Source organism: Nostoc spongiaeforme FACHB-130, from assembly GCF_014698475.1.
GTDB lineage: Bacteria > Cyanobacteriota > Cyanobacteriia > Cyanobacteriales > Nostocaceae > Nostoc_B > Nostoc_B spongiaeforme.
Map to the genome: position 1 here is coordinate 21,704 of NZ_JACJTB010000035.1, position 23,945 is coordinate 45,648.

The window sequence follows — 23,945 nt, forward strand, 5'->3', positions numbered from 1 at the left end:
AGTCAACTCCTGCACCTTTTTTGTTGAATTTTGGCTATGTATTTTTATCCTGGGGTTTTTTGAGGAGTCACATCATGTCCGTTGAAAATTGCTACAAACTGCGATTTCTCCCGGATGATTCTTTTCTGTCTATAGGAAAAACTTCAAAATCGAAAGTTGCAATCAGACGGTCATCAATGTATACCTGTATTTTATGTTTACCAGGAGGATCACCTGCTGCGATCGTCCAATAGTTTTGAATCACACCATCATTCGCTGTAGTTTTGCGCCTCATTACCGACTCTGTACCGTCAGCAGAGACTGAAAAGTTTTCACCATCATCTGTAGCCCAAGTTTCTGGGGGTTTTGGCAAACGTAAGACTTCTCGCCATGTAACTTCGCCTTGGTAGTCTTTGAGTTGAATCCGCCACCCATATTTACTACCTTCTTGTAGGGGGACTCTGAATGTGGGGATGAAGTTAACTTTACCTCTAGCATCAACTCTCGCTATCCCAAACTCAGCTTTATCAATCGCAATCGGCTTTTTAGTATTGCTTGCTTGAGAAATAGACCGAGATGATGCTGTTTTATCGGCGGCGATCGCTACTTTAGCATTGATTGGCTGAGAAGCTACCAACCCGGAAACTAGCCAAGAAGAAGTTAGTACAACTATTGCAGTCCAAATTCTCATTAGCAAAATTGTTGGTCATTTACTAGTACTTATTCCCATCCTCCCAATTAGCTTCCGGGTTTACTCCCAATCAACAGGCAAATTGGCAGAATAAATATTGAAGCATTAATAATCAGTTTATAGTTAAATTGACAACATCAATTCAAGCAATTAAAAATACTTTTCTCTCCAGCAACTTAGCAGAACTGCAAAAACTATCATCGCAGTTTGTCATTGTAGGTGCTAAATGTGCGTTGATTATTTTTAATACGGAATTTTTGATATGTAAGCAATTGCTGACAGAAAGTTACCGCTTGACCGGCTTGGGACAAACAGCAATATTCACAGCGATCAGCTGCTCTTTGAATGACTAATCGACGTAAAGCAATAGGGATTTTTACCATTTATCCTTGCTGCATTACACGTTGCGAGCGTAAATGTAGCAGAGATAAAAATTCTGCCAACTCGACTAACCCTTCCGCTTCCCTTTGTTCTGCATGGGTAAGCATTTCACCTGTATCTTGACGATCAAGTAGAACTTGAAGACGTTCTTGCACAGCTTCGGGAAGTTTAAAATGAGTTAGTTCAACTGGTATCTCGATAATTTCAGGCATACACAGTATGTGTATTAAAATTACAACCGCTTCTAGAGTTAGTTTAACTCAATGTTTTCCTATGAATCGCCTGCTGTGATTTTGTGCGATCGCATCTGTCTTTAAAGTTCTTCTACAATCACACCGCCTGATTTTAATAATTGAATGGCTTCCTCTTTTTGCATCCTAGCAGTGGCGATGAGGTCTGACCCTCTACCTAAACGATAAAAGACTCGCAGAATTTTCCCGTTCTCATCTTCTATTGTGACCAGAAAATTTCTTGTCGTAGTCATCACTCTACCCGCTTCTATAATTTCAACTCCTTTGCTTCTTGTCTGAACTACAAAGACTTGTCCTTCTTCCAAACTCTGTCTGTCAACAATTTCATCAGCAGCTTTTGAGCTATTGAGTACAGAATTTGCTGTATCAAAATCAGAAGACTGTGCGGTAGGAATTTTTACAAGTAAACTACCAGTCATAACTATCATACTTGCAAGCGGAAGTACGTAAAGCTTTGAAAGAGTCATTGATTTTTGTTGTTTACTGAGTAACTGATTCTTGTATAACGTAAGTAAGATAGTCTACGCAATGTATCGTGCGATCGCGCTAAAATATTGCTTAGAAGCTGAATGCTAAAGGATGAGCTTAATGTCAATTGTTGTAACCCTTAGCCCAGAATTAGAAGCATTACTACGTGATAAAGCTGCTCGCCAAGGTCAAGATATTAGTATTGTTGCATCTGAGTTACTAGCAAGTTTCCTAGAGTGGGAAGCACAGGAATCAAAAGAGGCTGTCAAGGGTATTCAACAAGGATTAGATGATTTTGATTCAGGCCGTTTTCGGTCTTTTCATGAGTTGGTTATTGAACGTGCTGTGAGTCAACTTTCACCAGAAGAACTGTCTGCTTTTCGTAATTGGTTTGCAGAATTTGATGCTGCTATTTGGGATCAACAGTTTGAGAAAGATGTACAAACAGGAAAGCTCAATAATCTTGCTCAGAAAGCATTAGAACATCTGCGGAAAGGACACTGTACGGATCTGTGAGACACAAAGCAACTCCAGACTTTTGGTATCACTACCGACAGTTACCATGCAATATTCAGGAACTCGCTGATCAGTGTTATGCTTTGCTCAAGCAAGATCCCTGGTATCCATCACTGCATTTCAAGAAAGTAGGGAGTTTTTGGTCTGCACGAATCGGCTTACACTATCGAGTATTAGCTGTTCAAGAAGATAACAAAATAGTTTGGTTTTGGATTGGCTCACATTCAGAATACGATAAACTTTTAGGGCAGTAGCACAAAAATAAATTACTGAAACTGTATCTGTAATGCGATCGCTCTCATTCAGAATATAGAGTAATGATATAGAAAAATCTGGGAGATTATAGGTATGACTCCAGTATCTAATGAGAAATCAGGTATTATCCGTACAGAACGTGGACTGACAATCGCTGGAACACGCATCACTATTTATGATGTTATGGATCACCTTTTGGCTGGATGGACACCTCAACTTATCCGAAATTGGCTTCCTTTAACAGAAGAACAACTTGATGCTGCACTTGCATATATTAACGCCAACCGTACTGAAGTAGAAGCAGAATATCAAACAGTCTTAAAAGAAACTCAAGAGCTACGTAAATACTGGGAAGAAAAAAATCGCGATTGCCTTGCACAGATAGCTAAAATGCCTCCAAAGCCTGGACAGGAAGAGATTTATGCTAAACTTCTGGCTTGGAAAGCTAAACTTGGTCTAATGTGCGATCGCTTTTAGCCAGCATTACCAAATTATACAAATAGCTGATTGCAGTGAATGAGCGATCGCCTGTGGTGATTTTGTGCGATCGCTGCTAGTTAGAATGCTGCATTACACTTTATGAGCGTAAATTAAGCAGAGATAAAAATTCTGCCCACTCAACTAACCCTTTGGTTTCCCTTGGTTCTGCAATTAGTGTTTTGATGCTTCTATTTCATAGCAACGCAAAATCAAAGGCTTTAGCTTATTAAAATCATCTATCGAATCAATCTTTATTTTTGACACAATTTCAGCATTCACTCCCGGTACATCCTGAATTTCAAAATCAGGAGCCAATTTTTTTGCTTCATCTGGATGTATTCTAGCAATAAAACTTTTCTTAGTTGAGGATAGATATAATCGCAAAAACCACCATGTTGTTTTACCAAGATTAATCCCAAAATATGAAACAGTATCCCTCTGTCGTATTTCCAAATTATATTTTGTGGAAGTTTTTGTAATTGACTGAATTGTATTAAAAGCCGCTAATTCTTCTGCTGTTGTAATAACCTCAGTTTTGTCCTCATCTTCAAAACTATTAGTGACATCTGTTTCTACCTGTTCTGAACCTGCAAAATCTCGATCTTTTGTCAAATGAGTCATTTCTTGATTCACTGAACGAGTAATCAATGATAATAAACTTGTTTGAATTGAGCGTTTAACAATGGGCTGAAATCTATTAATAACTTTTGTATTAACGACATTTCCTCGAAATTCAAACTTTGGTGCAACCGTACCAAGTTCCTTAATTAAAAAGTGAACAAATTTATCTGAAGGAGAAACTAAAAGTCCGTCTATTAATTCACTTATGCCTTGGGAGTAGAGCATTTCTTCAGCATCATTCTTAATCCTAGCCGCATCAAAGTTATCACGATGAAACAGCTTAAGATTTTCTATATCTTTTGGAGTATAGTCTAGAATATTAAATGTAAAAAATGCTTCTTTATCCATTATGTGGATATTCTCTAAATCAGTGAAAAATCGGTATTCAACACCATTGGTAACAATGCTAATTTGAGCAGTTAAAATTGCATTGAAGTAACTTCTCAACTGTCCGTCATGAACCTCTGGTTTTTCCTGACAAGACTTAGCCTCAACTAGCATAACAATATTGCCATTAATGGCGATCGCGTAATCTACTTTTTTTGGCTGTTTGATTTTTTTAGGTGAACCAAAATCAGCAAAGCATTCATGTTTAACTTCGGTTGGGTCGGTAATGTCATAACCTAAAATACTTAAAAATGGGGAAATAAAAGCAGCTTTTGTATTTTCTTCTCCTATGACGATAGCAAGCCTACTGCTAACTTTTTCAGATAATTTAGCTAAATCTTCCGCAAAACCCATACTAAAACCCTGCGTAATACTTTTGTCATAACAATAGTATTCCCGCCTTTATCTAGTAATTATCATCTGTTTGCTAAAATTCTGGTGATTTGGGTTTATGCTACTGCCTATTTTTCTCAATGATACATACAGAAAAATTCTGAGCAATTATCCCTACACCAGAACAAAAAACGCAATTGTATATATTGTGCTGCTGGTTTACAAAACTTTATTTCCATATCAATATTGTTCGGATAAATGAACGAACAGGAAATATATTCTTGCTCGCGGGCGAGGAAAATACTATAGAAATATACCCTAACGGACGGTGGAGGTACATCAGATGAGTAAGCCTAACTTTCAAGCTATGAGTCAGAAAGAATTACATGATTATGTTCTTGCTCATCGGGATGACCAAGAAGCTTTTTATGCTTATATAGATAAATTGCACGCGGAAGCAAATTGGATTGAAATGCCACCATTAGAATCATTGCAGGATTTGAATAATTATCCTGAATTTATGGAACGTTTTCGTGGCAATTCTCAAGCTTGATGTGATACGGAATAAGCTAATGACTAAATAACAAATAGCCATTAGCTATACTCATAACAAACTCTCTGCGTTTAAATTTACGCAGTCCGAAAACGTGCCAACTCCTCGCCTGTCTTCGCATCGTGGGCGTGGACTGTACACACAAGACAGGAATCAAAAGAACGCGCGACGTGTCCAACTTCTACAGGATCGGTCGGATCTTCGATAGGTGTCCCGACTAAAGCTTCCTCAATGGGGCCGCGTTTATCTTGACCGTCACGGGGGCCGATGTTCCAAGTACCAGGGGCAATTACTTGGTAGTTCTTAATCTTACCGCCTTCTATATCTACCCAGTGACACAAAGCACCCCGCGCGGCTTCGGTTGCGCCCCAACCTTTGCCGTCTTTTTCTGTGGGTTTGATATACCAAGGGTCGTTTAACTTGAACTCGCGCAAACAGTGTTCGGCTTGGCGATATAGTTTGACGATTTCGTGGAGTCTGGCTAATTGACGGACGTGAATGTTAGCACCGCCCATTTTCTTGAATACATCTAAGATGAAGCCATCATGATGTTGCCAAGATTCGCCGTGATTACCACCTGCTACTAACTGACGCGCTAAGGGGCCTGCTTCTAAGCGTCCGAAGTCTTTGTGTAATACTGCACTTGCCCAAGAATAGGCGTTGTCAAAGTCTTTTGTATTGTTAGCGATGGGTTTTGTAGTGCGATCGCTCGGATGAATATCTGCTGTCCCTTCATCGTACCAAGAATGGGTTAAATTCTCACGGGCGAAGGACTGATCCATTAGGCTGTGCGTGTCGGTGAAGCTGTCATACACGCCACCCTTCATAATCATCGCCGCATTGCGCCCTTCAATGGTGGGCTTTTGGTATCTATCCTCATGGGCTAAATATCCCCAAGTGACGTATTTACCAACACCTGCACCATATCTATCTAGACCAATATCTAGACCCATCCGCCAATAAAAGCCTAAGTCTGACTCACGATGTTTGATGTCTTCATCTAACCAGTTCATGAAGTCATCGTAAGTCTGAATTTCTTCGTAGCGTTCTAAAGAACAGCCTAACCATACAGGTTCTAACCAGTTGGTGCGGAAATATTCGAGAATTGCCCAGGCGCGGGTAATGTCGGTGAGTGTGGGGGCGCACATCACACCACCAGGCACCATATAACTGCTGTGCGGCCATTGTCCACCTAGTAGAGCATAAATTTCTACAGGTTTGGCGGAAATGGTCACACCGAGTTCGTAAGATTTCCCGGTGAAGGCAGAAAAGCGGCGGACTGCTTCATCATAGAAGCGACTACTACGGTAGTTTTTATTGGTTAAGTCAATGGCGAATAATCCATAAAAGTAGCGAGGGATACTTTGGATAGTTTCGACAATTTGACCGAGGTTTCTGGCTAAGATGGCGTTGCGTGGTACTTCTGTACCCCAGGCTGTATCTAACGCCCAAGATGCAGATGTGAGGTGAGAACCGCCGCAAATACCGCAAATCCGGGGCGTGACAATTAATCCGGCTTGGGGGTCTTTGCCACGGAGGATAATTTCAAAGCCGCGAAATAGTTCGGCGTGAGTCCAGGCGTTGACTACATAGCCGTCGGCAATTTCCACGCGGACATCTAAATCACCCTCGACTCTCCCGACGGGTGATATATCTAATGTTTGTTTTCCCATTCTCCTCTCCTGTTTTCATTGATATGCAGTCAGTGATGCGGTAATAACAGTTGAGGCAGTTGCGGTAGATATTAATTCAGATGTGGTTGATGCTTAAAGTTGCAAATGCTTATACATCGCATTCAGATATTCTGCGGAACTTCCCCTTGGTTTCCACTCATGAAAAATGATTATCCAATCATTTTGAGCAGGAAATACGAAAGTATTAGTTGTATCCCCGAAATCACCAAAGCTTCCTTGTTGAATATTCTCTAACTCTAAAGCATTCACAACAGCATTAACATCTGGACTTTTGATTGTCATCCAGTCAAGATCCAAATGAGGGTATAAATCTTCGTCATCATCAAGATTTTCTACACCCATATATTTACTCCTTTGTGGCTTCACTACAGTTGCAACTAATACGTAGTTTGCTCACAAAATATCACACCTTAATTGAATCTTGCCGTGAAATCAACAGTTTCCAAACACCGCCTCAACTCATCAACCAAAGCACTGTAATTAATTACTAAACTGTGAAAAAATCCTCCTCTGCCCATGCTGGTGCTGCATCTTTGGCGACCATTGTTAAGAGGGCGTAGTCTTTTTTGTTGACTCCTGGTGGTAGTTCTTTGGGAACTCCCATGACGGTTTGGGTTTTAAATACGGTTCCGGGTTTGAGGTCAAAGAAGGGAAATTCTGGTTCTGTACAACCTAAACACGGCATTCCGGCGCGGGTTTTGGAGGAGACGCGGTTCCAGAGGATGCGGTTGCAGGATGAATGAGTCATGGGGCCGCGACAGCCTAAGTCGTAGAAGAGACAGCCTTTGCGTTGACCAAATTCGGCGGTGGTGGCTTTGTAGGCAAAGTGGACGTTGCGGGTACAGCCTGTTTGGGTAAAGGTGTTGAAGAAGGTTTGGGGGCGATTGAGTTCATCTAAAGCAATGTCGCCGATGCGTCCGGTAGCGATCGCCACTAATATCTGCGTTATCCAATCAGGGTGCGCTGGACATCCCGGAATATTGATTACAGGTAAGCCAGATTTGGCACGGAAGTCTTTACCTAAAAAGCCGCCTTCTTGCCGCTTGAGAAATTGTAAGCCTTGGGATTCGCTGGGGTTGGGAGACATTGCGGGAATCCCGCCCCAAGTGGCACAATCGCCGACAGCAACTATAAAGCTGGCCGCTTGGGCTAGGTCGATTAACCAATCTTTCATGGCGCGATCGGCGAAACGATTCCATTCACCTGTGCCGTTGGGGGCGTTTACTACACTGCCTTCAAATACCAAAATATCTAAAGGAATGTTACCTAAGATGCAGTCCCACAGCAAGGTTTGTAAGTTATTGCCTAATTCCAACCCCAAGGAAGGATGCCAAAGCACTTTAATACCAAAGTCAGAGATGAGGTCGCATACTGTCGGTTCTTCGGCATTTAGAAACGACATGGTGTTGCCCGAACAGGCACCACCTTGCAGCCAGAGTACGTTAGTCATTGGCTATGTGTTGGTTGATTTTTTATCCAGGTGATCAGCGTTGTAGAGTCTCACCTGTTTTTGATGTTTATTATTCACCATAAGGTATTTTTTTATTATATTTTTATTTTTTCAAAAAAAATTAATTATCTTCAGGATGATGTCAATATGATGCAGAGGCAATAATAGTTTATATTTTGAGGGTTTTAATAGGTATTTATGGCTATCAAATAATATATTTAGTTTGCTAGTGATACAGAAAATAATTTTAATCAGGAGAGTATGGAATTTTGATAATAATATTGTTAATTCTCCTCTAGATTTTTGAAAATAGAGTGTTTTATAGTAAGGAAACTGGGGAATAAATATCTTGCATCAAGCCCCGACGAATGGAATTCGCGGCTATAAAAACTAAGTCCGCCTACGCGGACTAATGTAAAATCAAGGGTTTTGTTTGTGTAGCCGCGACTTCAGTCGCTAGGCGCAAGATGTGAAGTCTGAAGTCTGAAATTTATGCTTTGATGTCTCACTACAAACCACAGCATCAATAAGTTACCCATAATTAATTGCTATCTAGCTAAATATATGGGTGTTTTATTTCACACTTCATACTTTAATAGCCTTTGGTGTTGAGGGAATTTGTGTGTATTTTTAGGGCGGGAATCGAGTAATTTTCTTAATAGCTAGAGTAGGGTAATTATGACACCTAGCATTACAGATTCGGCGGTGAAAGCAGCTGTAGCAGCGATCGCTTCGGAGTCAGCAACGACAGCAGAAAAAATCCAGATGCTCATCGAAATGGCACAAGGGTTTCAAAAGAAGCCGAAAACTGCCCAGGATTTGCGAAATGCAGTTGGGTTGTATTATCGTGCTTATGAAATGTCTGGTAATGAGTATCCACTCCTGAAGGCTAAGGCGCAGGTGGGGATGGCTGGAACTTTGCAGATTATTCCCCACACGGATACGGAATTGCTACTACAAGCTAAGGCTGGTTATGAAGAAGCATTACCAGTTTTACAAGAGTTAGCCACGCCGGAGGAAGTTGCAGAGGCGCAGATGAATTATGGCTTGGTGTTACAATCTCTAGCGCCGTATAATTTAGCGCGAATTAGTGATAGTATTCAGGCTTATCATGAAGCTTTGCGGGTGTTTACCTGGGAAGATTACCCGCAAGATTACGCGATTTTATACAACAATATTGCGATCGCTTACCTGTCGATGCCAATGGCTTCAGAACGGGAATATTTACGCCAGGGGTTAGCAGTGCAATCATTTGAAGTTGCCCTGAAGCATATTAATTTGATTGACAACCCTAGAGAATATGCGATGCTGCAAAACAACTTGGGGAATGCTTTACAGTATTTAGTTAGTTCTCATCCCGTCGAGAATAATTTAAAGGCGATCGCAGCATACAATGAGGCGTTAAAAGTGCGTAATTCTAGGGATACACCTTTAGAATATGCTAACACAATTTCCAACAAAGCTAATGCCTTATTCAACTTACCTGATAATCCTGAAAAGCCAGAATTAGGTAATCCTAACAATCTTTTACAAGCACGTAATTACTATCAAGAAGCTTGGTCAATATTTACCGAACATCAACAGTTAGAACAAGCTGAGTTAGTCGTACAGGCATTAAAAGATGTAGAAGTGGAAATTATGGCTAGTAGTTAGGCTTACAGCTAGATTTATTGTCAGGAATTCAGGAGTAAGAAGGGTTAAAGAATTAGGGGAAGATTTGGTAAATGAATATCCTAGTTATATAACAGTCATTATAAATTCTGACTTCTGACTCCTGGGTGCTGAATTCTGACGATTTATTAACGAACCGCAAAGGACACAAAGAGCGCGTTCGCGCAGCGTCTCGCAGAGAAGGAAGAAAAATGAGTGAGTTATTGAGCAATTTTAGTGTGAGTGATTTTCTCACGAGTATGGTGTCTAGTGACATCAACATAGTTACTGGATTTTTGTGGCTAATTATCGCAACAGTTATCTCGATGATTGGCGGTGCAATTGGCGGGATGATTTTAGCAGGTAAAGATATTGGTTATTCTTTTTCGGCAATGTTGGGGGCGTTATTTGCTCCGGCTGGTGCAGTTCCAGCAATACTTTTAGGTTTTGCTTTATTAACTTTGTTAAATAAATACTAGGAGGAAAAATGTTTGAATTAGGTTGGTTTTCGGCTAAGTTATTTTTCCGAGGTAAGCTATTACGCGAACCTATGTATTTTGTGCAACAAACTGGCATTGGGATTAGTGTTGGTTTGCTATCACTATTAGCACTAGCCCAAGCCGAAATTCCTTTGTGTATTCCTATAACTCTATCTAGTTTAATTACGGGTGGTTTGATGCCTTTTTTACTGAAAGATTTCAAAATGAAGTAATGAACTAGTCAACATTTCACACTTCATACTTCATACTTCACACTTCACACTTTTCTTAATGACAAACCTCGAAGAATTCATTGAAGAAATTAACCGCTTTGAGGCAATTATATCTGAGTGGGATGAAAGTCAAAGGTGTGTAGCAGTCGGTTTAAAACGAGCAATTGAAGCTTTGCATAAAGAAGCACTGACAAGGTTAATTAAAAGCCTGAAACAAGATTCAGTGTCAGCTTTGCGCCATGCTGCTGATGATCAAGTTGTGTATGCAGTGTTGCTATATCATGACTTAGTTAAACCACCGTTACCACCAATATTACAACGCATTCAAGCCGCCCTTGATGAAGTACGTCCAGGGTTAAAAAGCCACAATGGAGATATAGAATTAGTTGCTTTTAAACCACCAGATACGGTAGAAGTTAGGTTAATCGGAACTTGCAGCAGTTGTCCAGCTTCTAATTTGACTTTATCTCAGGGAGTCGAACAGGCAATTAAAAATTATTGTCCAGAAATTACGCAAGTGGTTGCGGTTGGCGATCGCTCTACGGTAGATAATACCAATACTGGTTTAACTACTCCTTTTCCGCCCACAATTACAACTGCTTGGGTGAGGGTAGCAACAGTAGAACAAATTCCTGATGGGGGGATATTTGTCACCAAAGTTGGCGGACATTCACTGATTTTATATCGTCAAGGCGATCGCATTACCTGTTACCGCAACGCTTGTTCTCATCTCGCATCACCACTGGACGGCGGAAAGGTAGAAAATGGCATCATCACCTGTCCTACTCACGGGTTTCAATATCAACTAGATACAGGGAAATGTTTAACTGCTGATGTCCCTTTACATTCCTATCCAGTTCAAATTAAAGGTGATAAGGCGTTTGTCAAAATTTCCCGATAATCAGGATGTAGACATTTAAAACCTTTACACCAAGTCTCCACTAACAATCTTTATACATCCGTTCAGGTGGGCATTGCCCACCACAAGTTTCTACAGCTTAAACTTTTCAGTAATTCGCTTCATCGCTTCTTCGACATTTTCCCGGCTGTTGAATGCAGAAATGCGGAAGTAGCCTTCACCCGCAGCGCCAAAGCCAGAACCAGGTGTACCAACTACATTGCAAGTATGCAGCAATTTATCAAAGAAATCCCAACTTGATAGCCCATTGGGAGTTTTTACCCAAACATAAGGCGCATTGACACCGCCATAAACTGCGAGTCCGGCGGCGGTGAGTTTTTCTCGAATAATTTTGGCGTTTTCTAAATAGAAACTCACCAAAGCCTTGGTTTGTGCTTGTCCATCTGCAAAATAAACTGCTTCCGCACCCCGTTGCACAATGTAAGATACACCGTTGAACTTGGTGGACTGGCGGCGGTTCCACAGTTTCCACAGTTCCACATCCGAACCATCTGCGGCTTTGGCTGTTAAGGTTTTGGGAACGACAGTTAAAGCACAACGGGTTCCGGTAAAGCCTGCATTTTTAGAAAAAGAACGAAATTCGATCGCACAATCTCGCGCACCTGCAATTTCGTAAATAGAATGAGGTAAGCTCGGATCTGTAATATAAGCTTCGTAAGCTGCATCAAAGAAAATAATTGAACCATTGGCTTTGGCGTAGTCTACCCAAGCTTTGAGATGTTCTTTGCTTGCAGTTGCACCAGTGGGGTTATTGGGGAAACAAAGGTAAATTAAATCAACTTTTTCCTGCGGAATTTCCGCCGTGAAGTTATTTTCTGCTGTCACAGGCAGATATACTAAGCCTGCAAACTCACCTTTATCATTAGCTGCACCTGTATGACCTGCCATTACATTGGTGTCTACATATACAGGATACACAGGATCAGTTACAGCAATGACGTTGTTGTTACCAAAGATATCGAGAATATTACCAGTGTCGCACTTGGAACCATCAGAAATAAAGATTTCTGAAGCATCGATGTCTGCGCCGCGTGCTTGAAAGTCTTGAGCCGCAATTTTTTCCCTTAACCAAGCATAACCTTGTTCTGGCCCGTAGCCTTTAAAAGTTGCGCGATCGCCCATTTCTTCCACAGCTTTAATCATCGCTGTGCGGCACGCTTCTGGTAAAGGTTCGGTAACATCGCCAATTCCCAAACGAATAACTTTAGCATCAGGGTTAGCTTCCGCAAAAGCATTTACCCGCCGCGCAATTTCCGGGAACAGATAGCCAGCCTTTAGCTTCAGGTAGTTGTCGTTAATCGTCGCCATATTAGATAGTGAAATACGCACTACAACAGCTTACAGCTAATTGCTCTTAGGGATAGCACAGTTGTTTATGTTGAAGTCTCTTTATCTTTAACGATTGACATTTAGGTAATGTTTAATACATCAATCAAGATATAGCAAAATCTGTATATTGGCGCAGTTCTTCGGGATGGAAACCCAAAACAATATCTTCGTGCGGGATACCGGCAGCTAACAATGCTTCTGCCACCGGCTCAGACGTGCCATCATATTGAAGCCAAACTTTATGATTAATGATATCTATATGCACTATCGAACCATGCACACGTCGCACCCCATCCCAACCAACGTGTACAACTTCGTAATGGTCTCGCTCCGAGTCAATCACTGCTTCTGTATCTATTTGACCATTAGCAGGTTTGTGACCAGCATATTCAAATATTAATTGACGAATAATTTCCCGATAGCGAGTTAGTTTATCCATTGAATAATTCTCTCTAGTTGCTGGGCATCGGTAAATAATGAAACATCGAGTAGGCAAAGGCTTATAACTCTTACTAAAAGTATAATTTTTGTAAAAAAGCGATCGCCTCTTCTCAAACACAAGATGCGATCGCTTTACAAAAATTTAGATAACAGTAATAAGTTTGACAAGCCTCTAACAAAACTAGTTCCTAGTTTCTATTTCAGCTTTTAAACATCCTGTTCACTTAACTCGCGGGTGATATGGTCAAAAGGCTCATCAACAAAAGCAGCATTAGCTACGCCTGCTGCTGCTACTTGTTCCTTGACGATATCCTTCATAATTTGCACACCACGAACCGTCGGCCCAATAGGTACGCCTAAAGAATTGTAAGTTTCTCTCAAGCCTTGCAACACACGCTCATCTAACACATTGGTATTACCTGCAACTAGCGCATAAGTAGCGTAGCGGAGGTAATAGTCCATATCGCGCAAACAAGCCGCATAACGACGAGTTGTATAGGCATTGCCACCGGGACGAATCAATTCTGGTAATTCTTCAAATAATTTAGCACCAGCTTGCTTGACAATTGCAGCCGCATTTGAATTGATAGCAGCCGCCGCTTGTACCCGTGCTGTACCACTTTCAAAATAAGATTTCAGACTGTCGATCGCATTCCGGTCAAAATAACGGCCAGCTACGTCATAATTCTTAATTAAAGTTGTAACTGCATCGCGCATTCCTTTTCTCCCAATCTTTACTATCTATGGTTTGATATTTATTTGGCTGCACTTACGCACCAGTAAATTTTTGTGCTATTTAAAATAAGTTCTGCACAAAAACAATCTACCCGCTACTTAAGGATTCTATGCCAAAGTTGCCCCCGATGAAATGAACTTTCTTGTTTTTACAGATGCCGCGCGAAAGGTTAATATAACCTGTAATCCAGGGAATCTGTAACAAAGACTACATAATTATGTAATCTCAAATCTTTACGATAATCCAGGTGTGTCACAACTTGGTGCGGATCAGTAGGGTTAGAATGCTTTGGCAGATTCTGGTTTTACAATAGGAAATTGGCAGAGAAGGAGTAACAATGACAACCCCACAAGAAGTCTTGAAATTGATCCAAGACCAAAACATTCAGATGATTGATCTGAAATTCATCGATACACCAGGAACATGGCAGCACTTAACCGTGTACCATAACCAAATCGATGAAAGTTCATTCACTGATGGCGTACCTTTCGACGGTTCCAGTATTCGGGGTTGGAAAGGTATTGAAGAATCAGACATGACAATGGTGTTAGATCCCAACACTGCTTGGATCGACCCATTCATGGCAGAGCCAACCTTAAGCATAATTTGTAGCATTAAGGAACCCCGGACAGGGGAATGGTATAACCGTTGTCCACGGGTTATTGCCCAAAAAGCTATTGATTATCTAGTTTCTACTGGTATTGGTGATACTACTTTCTTTGGCCCTGAAGCTGAATTCTTCATTTTTGATGATGTCCGCTTTGACCAAACCGCCAACTCCGGCTACTACTATGTAGACTCTGTAGAAGGTCGTTGGAACTCTGGTAGACAAGAAGGCCCCAACCTGGGTTACAAACCACGCTTCAAAGAAGGTTATTTCCCAGTGTCGCCTACCGACAGTTTCCAAGACATTCGGACAGAAATGTTGCTGACAATGGCAAAATGTGGTGTCCCCATTGAAAAACAACACCATGAAGTAGCAACTGGTGGTCAGTGCGAACTCGGCTTCCGCTTTGGTAAGTTAATTGAAGCGGCTGACTGGTTAATGACTTACAAATACGTCATCAAAAACGTAGCTAAGAAATATGGCAAAACCGTTACCTTCATGCCAAAACCAATTTTTGGCGATAACGGTTCCGGTATGCACTGTCACCAGTCCATTTGGAAGGATGGCAAGCCTCTATTTGCTGGCGATAAGTATGCTGGTTTGAGCGAAATGGCACTACATTACATTGGTGGTATTCTCAAACACGCTCCAGCACTATTAGCTATCACCAACCCCACCACAAACTCCTACAAACGTCTAGTACCAGGTTACGAAGCACCTGTTAACTTGGCTTACTCCCAAGGAAACCGTTCTGCTTCTGTGCGGATTCCTCTCTCTGGCACTAACCCCAAAGCAAAACGCTTAGAGTTCCGTTGTCCAGACGCTACTTCTAACCCTTACTTGGCATTTGCGGCTATGCTTTGTGCTGGCTTGGATGGGATCAAAAACAAAATTGATCCAGGCGAGCCTCTAGATAAAAATATCTATGAACTGTCTCCAGAAGAGTTGGCAAAAGTTCCTTCTACCCCAGGTTCTCTAGATAAAGCATTAGCCGCCCTAGAGAATGACCACGCCTTCTTGACCGACACAGGCGTGTTTACAGAAGACTTCATCCAAAACTGGATTGACTACAAACTAGCTAATGAAGTTGAGCAGATGCAGTTACGTCCTCATCCTTATGAGTTCTATCTCTACTACGACTGCTAATTGTATTCAGTAGTAATTTTTTGAAAGCCACCTCTAGAGGTGGCTTTTTTTATGATTTAACACTACTGACTACTTTTTTAAAGAATAGTAACAGTGATGAGGACAAAAGACTTTTTACCCTATCACCTACTTTCAACCTAGCTCATCGAAGCGTTGCTACTGCCATAAATCGCGCGTGCAGTTTGGTCTACCTTGCCTTGAATGGGATTCCAATAATGGGAAACTTCTTCAGGAAGACCAAGTTCTTGTGCAGCACGCATCAGCATTGATTGTTGACGGTTTTTAACTTGTTGATGTTGGCGCACCATCAATGCACGAGATTTTTCTTGAATAGACATACTTCAGTCCCCCTTAAGGTTTAGTTATATTTTTTAGCTGATAGTTCTTTCATTTATTAATATAGCAAAAATTCTGTAGCTTAAGCTACCGTTTTAGCTTATAAGCCCATAAATCAATAAAACTTAATATTTGAAGGGCTGTGATGAGTATTTTTGCGTGAGGAAAAAACCCAAAAGTCATGATTTTCTGATATTTTTACCAAAAATTACTTTTAGGAAAATCAATCATTTCGGTTTTCGGCAAGGAAGAAAAAACTGAGATAGCATCAAAAATGACAGTTAATAAAACTTCATACTATGACAGTTACTTATCCACGGAAATTTCAGGATAATCTAGGTGCGAGAGATATCTTAAAGCGGGTAGTTGGCGATCGCGAACTACACCTGATAACCCTAAATCGCTACCGTTACAACGAACAGCGCAGTTGCAAAGACCTAACTGAACTAATTGAAAAACTCAACGGACAGCCACGAGAACTGATCAAGGATTTATCGCATCACATTGCAGATGAAGCGCGTCATGCTATGTGGTTAACCGATTTATTAATAGACCTGGGAGCCGATATCGGTACGCCCCCAGGAATTTCTTATATTGATGAATTTGAAAAGCTGATAGACCAATCTTCTTATGATGAAGCAGGGACGCTAGAAGATGGTATTATTGCTCCCCTAGCAGCAATTAACGTGACCGAAAAACGCGGTTGTGAGTATTTCTCCGCCCATATTTATGCCCTCAAGCAAGCACCACAAACCGAAGAAAACATCAAAATCCGCGAAACCATCGAAAAAATTCTGCCAGAAGAAGCCGGACACGTCCGTTGGGGAAACCGTTGGTTAGGCAAAATAGCCGATAAAAGTCCAGAACATCGGCAAAAAGTCGAGCAAGCCAAGCGTAAATATGCAGCAATAGAACAAGCTGCTTATGAGTCAGGGATGGATATTACCCTGGGTGCAGAACTTCGACGTGTAACAAGGTTGGTGGAAGTAGCCAATACGATGCCAATTTGGGAACGTCCCCAATACCTAATGGAACGCTTACCCCAAGCTTTACTCGCCCCAGAATTGCAATTTACCAGAATTCAAGCAGCACAAAAAGCTTGGCAGCGTAACCCACAAGAATTTATGGAAAAGTTTGTGCCAATGTTCATCAACGGCATCAAAAAGAGCGAGGTAGAAACAGAGAAAACAAAAGTTTAAATTAATTAGGACTTACGTAAGTGTCACAATTGGTGCTTGGTGCGTGACGCAACAAGAAGATTTGAACGTAGTCATCAGATTTATAGCGTCACGCTACTGGCGTGGCAAGGCTAAAGTAGTGCAAATATTTAGTTCTTGTGGTGTGGGCATCTTGCCCGCACCGGACGGGCTAGATGCCCATCCCACAAGAGAGTTTTAATGTAACATTTTAGCCTTGACACGCCACTACTTCAGATTTACTTTATAAGTCGTCTCTTAAAACTCATTCCATATCATTAGTTGGTTAGTGAGAATGCAGCTAAGACAGAAAGTTAGTCCGCAATTCTAACGTTGTACCTGTTGAATTAAAGTTTGTGTTTGTTGATAGCTTGTGGTGTCGCCTTGCTGGCGAAACAGTGTTGCTGCTTGCTGTAAATCCGCGATCGCGTTACGCTGATCTCCTAAAGCATATTTAGCCAGTCCGCGATTACCGTAAGCATTTGCTAAATTTGGATTCAAACTAATTGCTTGGCTAAAGTCAGAAATTGCGGCTTGGGGATTTTGTTGTTTAAAGTAAGCCAATCCTCGATTATAGTAAGCATCTACAGACTGCGGATCAATTTTGATTGTGCTGTTAAAGTCCGCGATCGCTTTTTGTAAATTGCCCATTTGGGCATAAACCGTTCCCCGACTATTATAGGCATCTACATGCTGTGGATTAAGTTGTAGTGCTTGGTTAAAGTCGGTAATTGCGGCGCTTAAGTCTCCAATTTGTGATTTGGCTAAACCCCGCAGACAAAAACCTTCGTAAAATTTGGGATTTTGCTGTACTACTTTATCAAAATCTGCTATTGCTTCCCGAAAATCGCCTTGTTCTAACTTCTGTACCCCTTGTTGATAAGATTCATGAAAATTTCTTTGATTATTTGGTGTTTTGCCATAAACAACCGTAGGTAATGCACCAAACAAAATTGTCATTCCCAAAACTGCAATTTTTTGCCGGATATGTTGCATAATTCTACCCCTTCACCCTTGCAGTACTAGTGAGGATTTTTCCTCTTTGATTATTTTAACCAAATAACCAACCAGAAATAGTTTGCAATAACAACCCAGCATTTAAAATGATTATGGCGATCGCTACTAGCCATGATAAGGTTTTTAACAACCAAGGATTAACAAATTCACCCATTAAGCGGCGATTACTCGTAAACATTACTAACGGCACTATGGCAAATGATAGCTGTAAACTTAAGATTACTTGGCTAAAAATTAATAAGCTACTTGTACTTTGTTCGCCAAAATAAATAATAGAAATTAAGGCTGGCATAATTGCAATCAGCCTTGTTACTAATCGACGTAACCAAGGTTTCAGGCGTAAATTTAAAAAGCCTTCCATGACAATTTGTCCGGCTAGAGTTGCCGTCAGGGTGGAACTTTGTCCAGAAGCTAATAAGGCTAAACCAAAAATGGCACTAGCAGCATTTACACCCAACAAAGGAGAAAGCAATTGATAAGCATATTGAATTTCCGCAACATCCTGATGTCCAGAAAAGTGAAATGTTGCTGCTGCCACAATTAATATTGCAGAATTAATCAATAAGGCAAAACATAACGCAAATGTCGAATCAAGCGTACCGATTTTAATCGCTTCCCATCGCTTTTCTGTAGTTGGTTTCCAAGCGCGTGTCTGGACAATTGATGAGTGCAAATATAAATTATGAGGCATGACTGTAGCACCCAAAATGCCAATAGCAATATATAGCATTCCAGGATTTTGTAAAATTTCTACTTTGGGAGCATAACCTAATAAAATTCTGCCCCAATCAGGACGCGAAAAAATCATTTCAATAGCAAAACATATACTGACAGTTCCTACTAACATAATTACTAAGCCTTCTGTGTAGCGAAAGCCTTTTTTTTGTAGTAATAACAATACAAATACATCTAGTGCTGTAATGCACACACCCCAACTTAGGGGAATCCCAAAAAGTAATTGTAGCGCGATCGCACTTCCTAAAACTTCGGCTAAATCACAAGCTGCGATCGCAATCTCACACAACAACCATAAACTAAAACTCACACGCGGGCTAAAATAATCTCGACAAGCTTGGGCTAAATCTTTTCCCGTCGCTACCCCTAACCGCACACACAGCGATTGCATTAAAATCGCTATCAAGTTAGAAAGCATAATCACAGTTAGCAGCGCATAGCCAAATTTAGCCCCGCCAGCTAAATCAGTCGCCCAGTTTCCCGGATCAATATATCCTACAGAAACTAGATATCCTGTCCCTGCATACGCCAATATCTTCCGCCAAAAATTTTTGCTCTGGGGGATTTTTATACTGCGGTGAACTTCAGGTAAACTAGGCTTTTTCGCCTTATTCTCCAAAAAGACATTTGCATATATTCTAATTTTCATAATTTTCTCATAATCTTACGAAAATTTGACACACTGGCATCTTTCCCCAGGTAAATTTATCCATATTCACATTGGCTGAAACTTTCTCACATCATTTCATCCAGTCATTCAATTAGTGATTGATAAAGATTCTCTTTCTTAAAAATTTAACTTGCATAAAATAGTGATTTCTCATAAATTTGAATATAAGCTCATATATTAAATAAACTAGTTTTTTGCCAAAATGCAACATAAAACACATTCCGAACATTCCCATTGTTGCGGTCACGATCATCATGATAATCATAACCATAATCATGATTATCATCACGATGATAATCATAACCATGACCACGGCGGAGAATTTATTTTCAAAAATGAGATATATTCTCTAATTGTGATTGGTATTTTGTATATATTTGGGCTAATTTTTGAACAAAAATTACATAGTACACCCTATGCAATTGGCGAATATTTAGTTTTTATTCCTGCCTACCTTCTGAGCGGTTGGACTGTATTAAAAACCGCCGGACGCAATATCATTAAAGGTAGAATATTTGATGAAACATTTTTAATGACAATCGCTACACTCGGAGCTTTAGTAATTCATAAATTACCTGAAGCTGTAGGTGTGATGTTGTTTTACAAAATAGGCGAATTATTTCAAGACGTGGCTGTAAGTCGTTCACGTAACTCCATCAAAGCTTTATTAGAAGTACGTCCAGATTATGCAAATATTGAGACAGCAGGCAATATCCAGAAAGTATCACCAGACGCTGTAAAAATTGGAGATATCGTAGTTATTAAACCAGGCGAAAAAATCCCCTTAGATGGAGAAATTATTACGGGAAATTCCCAAGTTGATACATCAGCTTTAACAGGAGAATCTGTACCACAAACAGTTAGGGTTGGTGATACAGTATTAGCTGGTTCTATCAATCAAGTTGGATTGCTCAAAATTCAAGTCACAAAACTATTTAATGAATCTTCCATCGCCAAAATTTTAGACTTGGTACAAAATGCCAGAAGTAAAAAAGCAGAAACAGAAAAATTCATTACAAAGTTTGCTCGTTATTACACGCCGATAGTTGTTTTCATATCTCTGGCAGTCGCCATATTACCACCTTTATTAATTCCTGGGGCGACATCTGCTGAATGGGTTTATCGAGCTTTGATATTATTAGTAATTTCTTGTCCTTGTGGACTGGTGATCAGTATACCCCTGGGTTATTTTGGGGGGATTGGTGGTGCAGCCAAACGCGGTATTTTGATTAAAGGTTCAATGTTTTTGGATACCTTAACCACAGTCAAAACGGTAGTTTTTGACAAAACAGGCACTTTAACAAAAGGCGTATTTAAAGTAGTAGAAATTGTGCCACACAATAGCTATAGTGAACAAGAAATACTGGAATTAGCAGCCAAAGTAGAAGCTCATTCTAATCACCCCATCGCTCAATCAATTCGAGCAGCGTACGGTGAAGATTTTGATATATCAGAAGTGTCAAATTATGAAGAAATAGCAGGTCATGGAATTAAGGCAAATGTAGGCAATAAGCTAGTATTAGCAGGAAGCGATCGCCTACTCCACCAAGAGCATATTATCCATCCTACTTGCGACCTAGAAGGTACAGTTGTACATCTAGCAATAGATAATATTTATGCTGGATATATCATCATTGCAGATGAATTAAAAGCCGATGCGAAAGCAGCGATACAAGCACTCAAAAAAATCGGCGTAAAAAAAACAGTCATGTTAACAGGAGATAATCAGTCGATCACGGCTCGAATTGCTCAACAAATTGGTATAGATACTTATATTGCCGAGTTATTACCAGAAGAAAAAGTTTCGGCAATTGAAAAGTTAATTAGCACTAATCCTAAACATGATAAAGTCGCTTTTATTGGTGATGGTATTAACGATGCACCTGTGATTGCTAGAGCCGATGTTGGTATGGCTATGGGTGGCTTAGGCTCAGATGCAGCAATTGAAACTGCCGATATAGTCATCATGACAGATGCACCTTCTAAGGTAGCCACAGCAATTCAAATTGCCAGAAAAACTCGCCAAATAGTTTGGCAAAATATTAGTTTTGCCTTAGCAATTAAAATTGCATTTATTGGCTTAGGAATTTTAGGTATAGCAACCATGTGGGAAGCTGTATTTGCTGATGTTGGTGTAGCCTTGCTGGCAATTTTTAACGCCACCAGAATTATGAAGTAGTCAGGGAACTGTCTGCTATAGGAGTCGTCAGTTTAACTCCTACTACTTAATAGAGAAATCAAGTGAATCTACCAATCAAAAACATCACAACTGCTATGTTAGCTTTATTAATTAGCTACTCAGCCAACCCAGCAATTGCATTAGCACAAAGTAACACTCATAATTTCACCATTGCTCAATCAAAACCTTTAAACGATACTTTAATTGTGCCTGGTGAAAGAGTCGGGCTAATTACCCGCAAAACCACCAAAAAAGATTTAGTCAAGCTATTTGGTACATCGCGCTTAACTGATAAAACCATTTATGGCCCAGAAGGAATCGGTCGTTTTGCCGCTACTCAGGTAAACTTAGGCCGAGAGCGATCGCTTTTGGTAGTCTGGAGTGATAACACTCGCACTAAACCGCTAGATGTGCGTAACTTAGGAACTGCGTGGAAAACTCGTGAAGGCATTGGTATGGGTACACCGTGGCGCGAGTTACGCCAAAAATTAGGCAACTTTAAACTTTATGGACTGGGTTGGGACTATAGCGGTACGATTTTGCTAGACAGCAGCAAACTATCCCGCTATCAAGGTAAACTCATCCTCCGCGTCGACTCTGCACCTAATGCTTACCAAAAATACCCCAAAGACTATCAAGCTGTTCTCGGTGATAGCACTTTTTCCTCTAGCAATTCTCACTGGAAATCTTTAGGGATGAGAGTGTCTGAGATGATTGTCATACTTAACCCCAGTCAGTATTAAGGGACTTCATCATTTACAGACAAGGGGGGCCACTGCGTTGGGCGGCTCTGCCGACTTGAAGCAAGTGGCGTGACAAGGAAGACAAGGAAGATATTAAGTCTTGTTGAGTCAAAAAATTGGATGATTTATTTTTTGGAGTTTAGCTGGCACATTAGTAGGAGTGACAATTTTATTGCTTACCGACAGAAAAAACGAAGCTCAAGTTAATTAGTGTCTATTTATACCATTTTCGATTCTGGGAATCGCTATACTTATCTTTAGGTTCTACCTGGGAATGATGAAGTGGCTTTGCCACTTCTTTTTATTTGAGCCATATCCCATACAAAAGTCAAAAGTCTGGTTTAACTTTTCACTTTTTCGCATTACCTAATCATTAGTCAAATCATCACGCCATTTATTGTGATTTTCTTGCGGTTCAACCTCACGTACTCTCGCTAATTGCCAAGTTCCCCACATCAATGGCTTTTGTCTTTCAACATGGTTAATAAACTGCACGATAGAGTGATCCGCTTTGATGGGTGTTTTTAAGTCAAAGCGAATAGTTTGAAAAATCTTACTATCACCTTTAACAAAATTTGTACCCACAACCTTGGCTAACCACAGCACAAATTTATTAAACAACCTGCCCAAAATTCCCCGACGTTTTTTCATCATAAAAATAGTTCGCCCTTCTGTTTTTCCCTCTGCTAAAAGACGTAGAGCAAACATAATATGAAACCCTAAAAAATCAGGGCCAAGGGTGACTATGTTAGTACTGCCATACCAATAACAAATACTATAGGTAATGGGGTGTTTAGAAAAAGCACGAATCAGTTTAATGAAGTTAGAATCTCTCCTTGGGTCTGTAATATTTGTGAAAATAATGGCATTATGATGATATTCCTGTTTGTCAAAAACAATGTTTAATCCTAGTTGATGAACTGTATTGAAATGTTGAGCGTCAATTGCATTCATCATCACTACATTAGGATGACAGTTTTTGACAAAATGAAACCCAAAAGCCACATCAAATTCATATTCTGCTAAATCTGGAATATATGGTAATCGGTGTTGTGGTGTTTCTCCAGTCCAAATCCAAATCATGCCATATTCTTCATCTGTCGGCCAGGTTTTTAACTTAATTGGTAATGGCTCATCTAAACAAGGAATTTCTACGCAAATGCCTTGTTCATTAAATTTCCAATGATGGAAAAAACACCGTAATTCTTTACCTTCTACTCTACCTTCTGCAAGATGAGCGCCCATGTGAGGACAGTAAGCATCACAAATAACTACTCTATTGTCTTGACCACGATAAACAACTAAATTTCTCCCTAAAATAGTAACAGGCTTTACCTCTCCTATTCGCAGATTTTGAGATGGCATTACCCAATACCAGCCCTCAATAAAACGCTCTGGATTATTAAAAATTTTAGGTTTACGCATCGAAATATTATTCTGCGAGTTAATAGTTATTTGTCAACTTCACTA

28 protein-coding genes are annotated in these 23,945 nt (G+C 40.4%); 13 read left to right on the forward strand and 15 right to left on the reverse strand.

Annotation, left to right across the window (positions count from 1 at the left end; genetic code table 11):
* Positions 1 to 91 precede the first annotated feature (91 nt).
* The 4 genes from H6G74_RS21870 to H6G74_RS21885 all read right to left on the reverse strand — a co-directional run bounded on the left by H6G74_RS21870 (position 92) and on the right by H6G74_RS21885 (position 1,769).
* Complete coding sequence (locus H6G74_RS21870) at positions 92 to 670, reverse strand: hypothetical protein (protein ID WP_190969672.1); 579 nt, start codon at positions 668 to 670, stop codon at positions 92 to 94.
* Positions 671 to 867: 197 nt separating this feature from the next.
* Positions 868 to 1,053 carry a hypothetical protein gene (locus H6G74_RS31310; RefSeq protein WP_242051310.1) on the reverse strand — a complete coding sequence of 62 codons (186 nt, stop codon included), beginning with the start codon at positions 1,051 to 1,053 and terminating at the stop codon, positions 868 to 870.
* Positions 1,054 to 1,263 (reverse strand): hypothetical protein, encoded by a 210-nt coding sequence (locus tag H6G74_RS21880; RefSeq protein ID WP_190969673.1) that lies wholly within the window; start codon positions 1,261 to 1,263, stop codon positions 1,054 to 1,056. It lies immediately after the preceding gene.
* A gap of 101 nt (positions 1,264 to 1,364) precedes the next feature.
* Positions 1,365 to 1,769: a hypothetical protein gene (locus tag H6G74_RS21885; RefSeq protein WP_242051311.1), complete on the reverse strand. Its 405-nt coding sequence runs from the start codon at positions 1,767 to 1,769 to the stop codon at positions 1,365 to 1,367.
* 121 nt (positions 1,770 to 1,890) lie between these two features.
* Between H6G74_RS21885 and H6G74_RS31315 the strand changes: the two genes are divergently transcribed.
* The 3 genes from H6G74_RS31315 to H6G74_RS21905 all read left to right on the forward strand — a co-directional run bounded on the left by H6G74_RS31315 (position 1,891) and on the right by H6G74_RS21905 (position 3,018).
* Positions 1,891 to 2,286: a hypothetical protein gene (locus H6G74_RS31315; protein WP_242051312.1), complete on the forward strand. Its 396-nt coding sequence runs from the start codon at positions 1,891 to 1,893 to the stop codon at positions 2,284 to 2,286.
* Positions 2,283 to 2,540: a ParE family toxin-like protein gene (locus H6G74_RS21900; protein WP_190969674.1), complete on the forward strand. Its 258-nt coding sequence runs from the start codon at positions 2,283 to 2,285 to the stop codon at positions 2,538 to 2,540. The genes H6G74_RS31315 and H6G74_RS21900 overlap by 4 nt, the downstream gene beginning before the upstream one ends.
* Before the next feature lie 94 nt (positions 2,541 to 2,634).
* Positions 2,635 to 3,018 carry a DUF433 domain-containing protein gene (locus H6G74_RS21905; protein WP_190969675.1) on the forward strand — a complete coding sequence of 128 codons (384 nt, stop codon included), beginning with the start codon at positions 2,635 to 2,637 and terminating at the stop codon, positions 3,016 to 3,018.
* A gap of 174 nt (positions 3,019 to 3,192) precedes the next feature.
* Here the strand turns inward: H6G74_RS21905 and H6G74_RS21910 are convergent, their stop codons facing one another.
* A complete protein-coding gene (locus H6G74_RS21910) occupies positions 3,193 to 4,383 on the reverse strand; it encodes a type I restriction endonuclease (protein ID WP_190969676.1) in 1,191 nt (396 codons plus the stop codon).
* Positions 4,384 to 4,532: 149 nt separating this feature from the next.
* On the opposite strand from H6G74_RS21910, the gene H6G74_RS31850 reads away from it, so the two are divergent.
* On the forward strand, positions 4,533 to 4,709 hold the full coding sequence (locus H6G74_RS31850; RefSeq protein WP_390849974.1) for a DUF6888 family protein: 177 nt from the start codon (positions 4,533 to 4,535) through the stop codon (positions 4,707 to 4,709).
* Entirely contained in the window at positions 4,706 to 4,915 is a 210-nt protein-coding gene (locus H6G74_RS21915) for a DUF6887 family protein (protein ID WP_190969677.1), read from the forward strand. Before H6G74_RS31850 ends, H6G74_RS21915 begins: the two co-directional genes overlap by 4 nt.
* A 77-nt stretch (positions 4,916 to 4,992) precedes the next feature.
* Here H6G74_RS21915 and H6G74_RS21920 read toward each other — a convergent pair whose 3' ends face one another.
* The 3 genes from H6G74_RS21920 to H6G74_RS21930 all read right to left on the reverse strand — a co-directional run bounded on the left by H6G74_RS21920 (position 4,993) and on the right by H6G74_RS21930 (position 8,059).
* Positions 4,993 to 6,588 (reverse strand): nickel-dependent hydrogenase large subunit, encoded by a 1,596-nt coding sequence (locus tag H6G74_RS21920; protein ID WP_190969678.1) that lies wholly within the window; start codon positions 6,586 to 6,588, stop codon positions 4,993 to 4,995.
* Positions 6,589 to 6,681: 93 nt separating this feature from the next.
* The gene (locus H6G74_RS21925; RefSeq protein ID WP_190969679.1) at positions 6,682 to 6,951 is read right to left on the reverse strand and encodes a hypothetical protein; all 270 of its coding nucleotides are present in this window, start codon (positions 6,949 to 6,951) and stop codon (positions 6,682 to 6,684) included.
* 145 nt (positions 6,952 to 7,096) lie between these two features.
* Positions 7,097 to 8,059, reverse strand: a complete 963-nt coding sequence (locus H6G74_RS21930) for a hydrogenase small subunit (RefSeq protein WP_190969680.1) — start codon at positions 8,057 to 8,059, stop codon at positions 7,097 to 7,099.
* Between the two features lie 678 nt (positions 8,060 to 8,737).
* On the opposite strand from H6G74_RS21930, the gene H6G74_RS21935 reads away from it, so the two are divergent.
* The 4 genes from H6G74_RS21935 (at position 8,738) to H6G74_RS21950 (ending at position 11,322) form a co-directional block, all read left to right on the forward strand.
* Positions 8,738 to 9,712, forward strand: a complete 975-nt coding sequence (locus H6G74_RS21935; RefSeq protein WP_190969681.1) for a hypothetical protein — start codon at positions 8,738 to 8,740, stop codon at positions 9,710 to 9,712.
* A 209-nt stretch (positions 9,713 to 9,921) separates the two neighbouring features.
* On the forward strand, positions 9,922 to 10,188 hold the full coding sequence (locus tag H6G74_RS21940; RefSeq protein ID WP_190590198.1) for a hypothetical protein: 267 nt from the start codon (positions 9,922 to 9,924) through the stop codon (positions 10,186 to 10,188).
* Between the two features lie 8 nt (positions 10,189 to 10,196).
* Entirely contained in the window at positions 10,197 to 10,421 is a 225-nt protein-coding gene (locus H6G74_RS21945) for a hypothetical protein (RefSeq protein ID WP_190969682.1), read from the forward strand.
* Positions 10,422 to 10,479: 58 nt separating this feature from the next.
* Entirely contained in the window at positions 10,480 to 11,322 is an 843-nt protein-coding gene (locus tag H6G74_RS21950; protein WP_190969683.1) for a NifU family protein, read from the forward strand.
* Positions 11,323 to 11,412: 90 nt separating this feature from the next.
* Here the strand turns inward: H6G74_RS21950 and H6G74_RS21955 are convergent, their stop codons facing one another.
* The 3 genes from H6G74_RS21955 to apcB all read right to left on the reverse strand — a co-directional run bounded on the left by H6G74_RS21955 (position 11,413) and on the right by apcB (position 13,827).
* Positions 11,413 to 12,648 carry an LL-diaminopimelate aminotransferase gene (locus H6G74_RS21955; RefSeq protein WP_190969684.1) on the reverse strand — a complete coding sequence of 412 codons (1,236 nt, stop codon included), beginning with the start codon at positions 12,646 to 12,648 and terminating at the stop codon, positions 11,413 to 11,415.
* 124 nt (positions 12,649 to 12,772) lie between these two features.
* Positions 12,773 to 13,108 carry a XisI protein gene (locus H6G74_RS21960; protein ID WP_190969685.1) on the reverse strand — a complete coding sequence of 112 codons (336 nt, stop codon included), beginning with the start codon at positions 13,106 to 13,108 and terminating at the stop codon, positions 12,773 to 12,775.
* A 209-nt stretch (positions 13,109 to 13,317) separates the two neighbouring features.
* Entirely contained in the window at positions 13,318 to 13,827 is a 510-nt protein-coding gene (gene apcB / locus H6G74_RS21965; protein WP_062297507.1) for an allophycocyanin subunit beta, read from the reverse strand.
* Positions 13,828 to 14,183: 356 nt separating this feature from the next.
* Here apcB and glnA point away from each other — a divergent pair, with 356 nt between their 5' ends.
* Entirely contained in the window at positions 14,184 to 15,599 is a 1,416-nt protein-coding gene (gene glnA / locus H6G74_RS21970; RefSeq protein WP_190969686.1) for a type I glutamate--ammonia ligase, read from the forward strand.
* Between the two features lie 137 nt (positions 15,600 to 15,736).
* Here glnA and H6G74_RS21975 read toward each other — a convergent pair whose 3' ends face one another.
* Entirely contained in the window at positions 15,737 to 15,937 is a 201-nt protein-coding gene (locus tag H6G74_RS21975) for a hypothetical protein (RefSeq protein ID WP_190590188.1), read from the reverse strand.
* A gap of 297 nt (positions 15,938 to 16,234) precedes the next feature.
* Between H6G74_RS21975 and H6G74_RS21980 the strand changes: the two genes are divergently transcribed.
* On the forward strand, positions 16,235 to 17,134 hold the full coding sequence (locus tag H6G74_RS21980; protein ID WP_190969687.1) for a ferritin-like domain-containing protein: 900 nt from the start codon (positions 16,235 to 16,237) through the stop codon (positions 17,132 to 17,134).
* 324 nt (positions 17,135 to 17,458) lie between these two features.
* On the opposite strand, the gene H6G74_RS21985 is transcribed toward H6G74_RS21980, so the two are convergent.
* The gene (locus H6G74_RS21985; protein WP_190969688.1) at positions 17,459 to 18,127 is read right to left on the reverse strand and encodes a tetratricopeptide repeat protein; all 669 of its coding nucleotides are present in this window, start codon (positions 18,125 to 18,127) and stop codon (positions 17,459 to 17,461) included.
* A 55-nt stretch (positions 18,128 to 18,182) separates the two neighbouring features.
* Positions 18,183 to 19,532 (reverse strand): Nramp family divalent metal transporter, encoded by a 1,350-nt coding sequence (locus tag H6G74_RS21990; RefSeq protein ID WP_190969689.1) that lies wholly within the window; start codon positions 19,530 to 19,532, stop codon positions 18,183 to 18,185.
* Between the two features lie 223 nt (positions 19,533 to 19,755).
* On the opposite strand from H6G74_RS21990, the gene H6G74_RS21995 reads away from it, so the two are divergent.
* Both H6G74_RS21995 and H6G74_RS22000 read left to right on the forward strand, forming a co-directional pair.
* Positions 19,756 to 21,732, forward strand: a complete 1,977-nt coding sequence (locus H6G74_RS21995; RefSeq protein ID WP_190969690.1) for a heavy metal translocating P-type ATPase — start codon at positions 19,756 to 19,758, stop codon at positions 21,730 to 21,732.
* Between the two features lie 62 nt (positions 21,733 to 21,794).
* Positions 21,795 to 22,475, forward strand: a complete 681-nt coding sequence (locus tag H6G74_RS22000) for a hypothetical protein (RefSeq protein WP_313888507.1) — start codon at positions 21,795 to 21,797, stop codon at positions 22,473 to 22,475.
* A gap of 366 nt (positions 22,476 to 22,841) precedes the next feature.
* On the opposite strand, the gene H6G74_RS22005 is transcribed toward H6G74_RS22000, so the two are convergent.
* Positions 22,842 to 23,930: an aromatic ring-hydroxylating dioxygenase subunit alpha gene (locus H6G74_RS22005; RefSeq protein WP_190969716.1), complete on the reverse strand. Its 1,089-nt coding sequence runs from the start codon at positions 23,928 to 23,930 to the stop codon at positions 22,842 to 22,844.
* Between the last annotated feature and the right edge of the window lie 15 nt (positions 23,931 to 23,945).

Coding starts and splice junctions, on each gene's coding strand:
- H6G74_RS21870 (WP_190969672.1), bottom strand. CDS start 670: ATGAGAATTTGGACTGCAATAGTTGTACTAACTTCTTCTTGGCTAGTT.
- H6G74_RS31310 (WP_242051310.1), bottom strand. CDS start 1,053: ATGGTAAAAATCCCTATTGCTTTACGTCGATTAGTCATTCAAAGAGCA.
- H6G74_RS21880 (WP_190969673.1), bottom strand. CDS start 1,263: ATGCCTGAAATTATCGAGATACCAGTTGAACTAACTCATTTTAAACTT.
- H6G74_RS21885 (WP_242051311.1), bottom strand. CDS start 1,769: ATGACTCTTTCAAAGCTTTACGTACTTCCGCTTGCAAGTATGATAGTT.
- H6G74_RS31315 (WP_242051312.1), top strand. CDS start 1,891: ATGTCAATTGTTGTAACCCTTAGCCCAGAATTAGAAGCATTACTACGT.
- H6G74_RS21905 (WP_190969675.1), top strand. CDS start 2,635: ATGACTCCAGTATCTAATGAGAAATCAGGTATTATCCGTACAGAACGT.
- H6G74_RS21910 (WP_190969676.1), bottom strand. CDS start 4,383: ATGGGTTTTGCGGAAGATTTAGCTAAATTATCTGAAAAAGTTAGCAGT.
- H6G74_RS21915 (WP_190969677.1), top strand. CDS start 4,706: ATGAGTAAGCCTAACTTTCAAGCTATGAGTCAGAAAGAATTACATGAT.
- H6G74_RS21920 (WP_190969678.1), bottom strand. CDS start 6,588: ATGGGAAAACAAACATTAGATATATCACCCGTCGGGAGAGTCGAGGGT.
- H6G74_RS21925 (WP_190969679.1), bottom strand. CDS start 6,951: ATGGGTGTAGAAAATCTTGATGATGACGAAGATTTATACCCTCATTTG.
- H6G74_RS21930 (WP_190969680.1), bottom strand. CDS start 8,059: ATGACTAACGTACTCTGGCTGCAAGGTGGTGCCTGTTCGGGCAACACC.
- H6G74_RS21935 (WP_190969681.1), top strand. CDS start 8,738: ATGACACCTAGCATTACAGATTCGGCGGTGAAAGCAGCTGTAGCAGCG.
- H6G74_RS21940 (WP_190590198.1), top strand. CDS start 9,922: ATGAGTGAGTTATTGAGCAATTTTAGTGTGAGTGATTTTCTCACGAGT.
- H6G74_RS21945 (WP_190969682.1), top strand. CDS start 10,197: ATGTTTGAATTAGGTTGGTTTTCGGCTAAGTTATTTTTCCGAGGTAAG.
- H6G74_RS21950 (WP_190969683.1), top strand. CDS start 10,480: ATGACAAACCTCGAAGAATTCATTGAAGAAATTAACCGCTTTGAGGCA.
- H6G74_RS21955 (WP_190969684.1), bottom strand. CDS start 12,648: ATGGCGACGATTAACGACAACTACCTGAAGCTAAAGGCTGGCTATCTG.
- H6G74_RS21960 (WP_190969685.1), bottom strand. CDS start 13,108: ATGGATAAACTAACTCGCTATCGGGAAATTATTCGTCAATTAATATTT.
- apcB (WP_062297507.1), bottom strand. CDS start 13,827: ATGCGCGATGCAGTTACAACTTTAATTAAGAATTATGACGTAGCTGGC.
- glnA (WP_190969686.1), top strand. CDS start 14,184: ATGACAACCCCACAAGAAGTCTTGAAATTGATCCAAGACCAAAACATT.
- H6G74_RS21975 (WP_190590188.1), bottom strand. CDS start 15,937: ATGTCTATTCAAGAAAAATCTCGTGCATTGATGGTGCGCCAACATCAA.
- H6G74_RS21980 (WP_190969687.1), top strand. CDS start 16,235: ATGACAGTTACTTATCCACGGAAATTTCAGGATAATCTAGGTGCGAGA.
- H6G74_RS21985 (WP_190969688.1), bottom strand. CDS start 18,127: ATGCAACATATCCGGCAAAAAATTGCAGTTTTGGGAATGACAATTTTG.
- H6G74_RS21990 (WP_190969689.1), bottom strand. CDS start 19,532: ATGAAAATTAGAATATATGCAAATGTCTTTTTGGAGAATAAGGCGAAA.
- H6G74_RS21995 (WP_190969690.1), top strand. CDS start 19,756: ATGCAACATAAAACACATTCCGAACATTCCCATTGTTGCGGTCACGAT.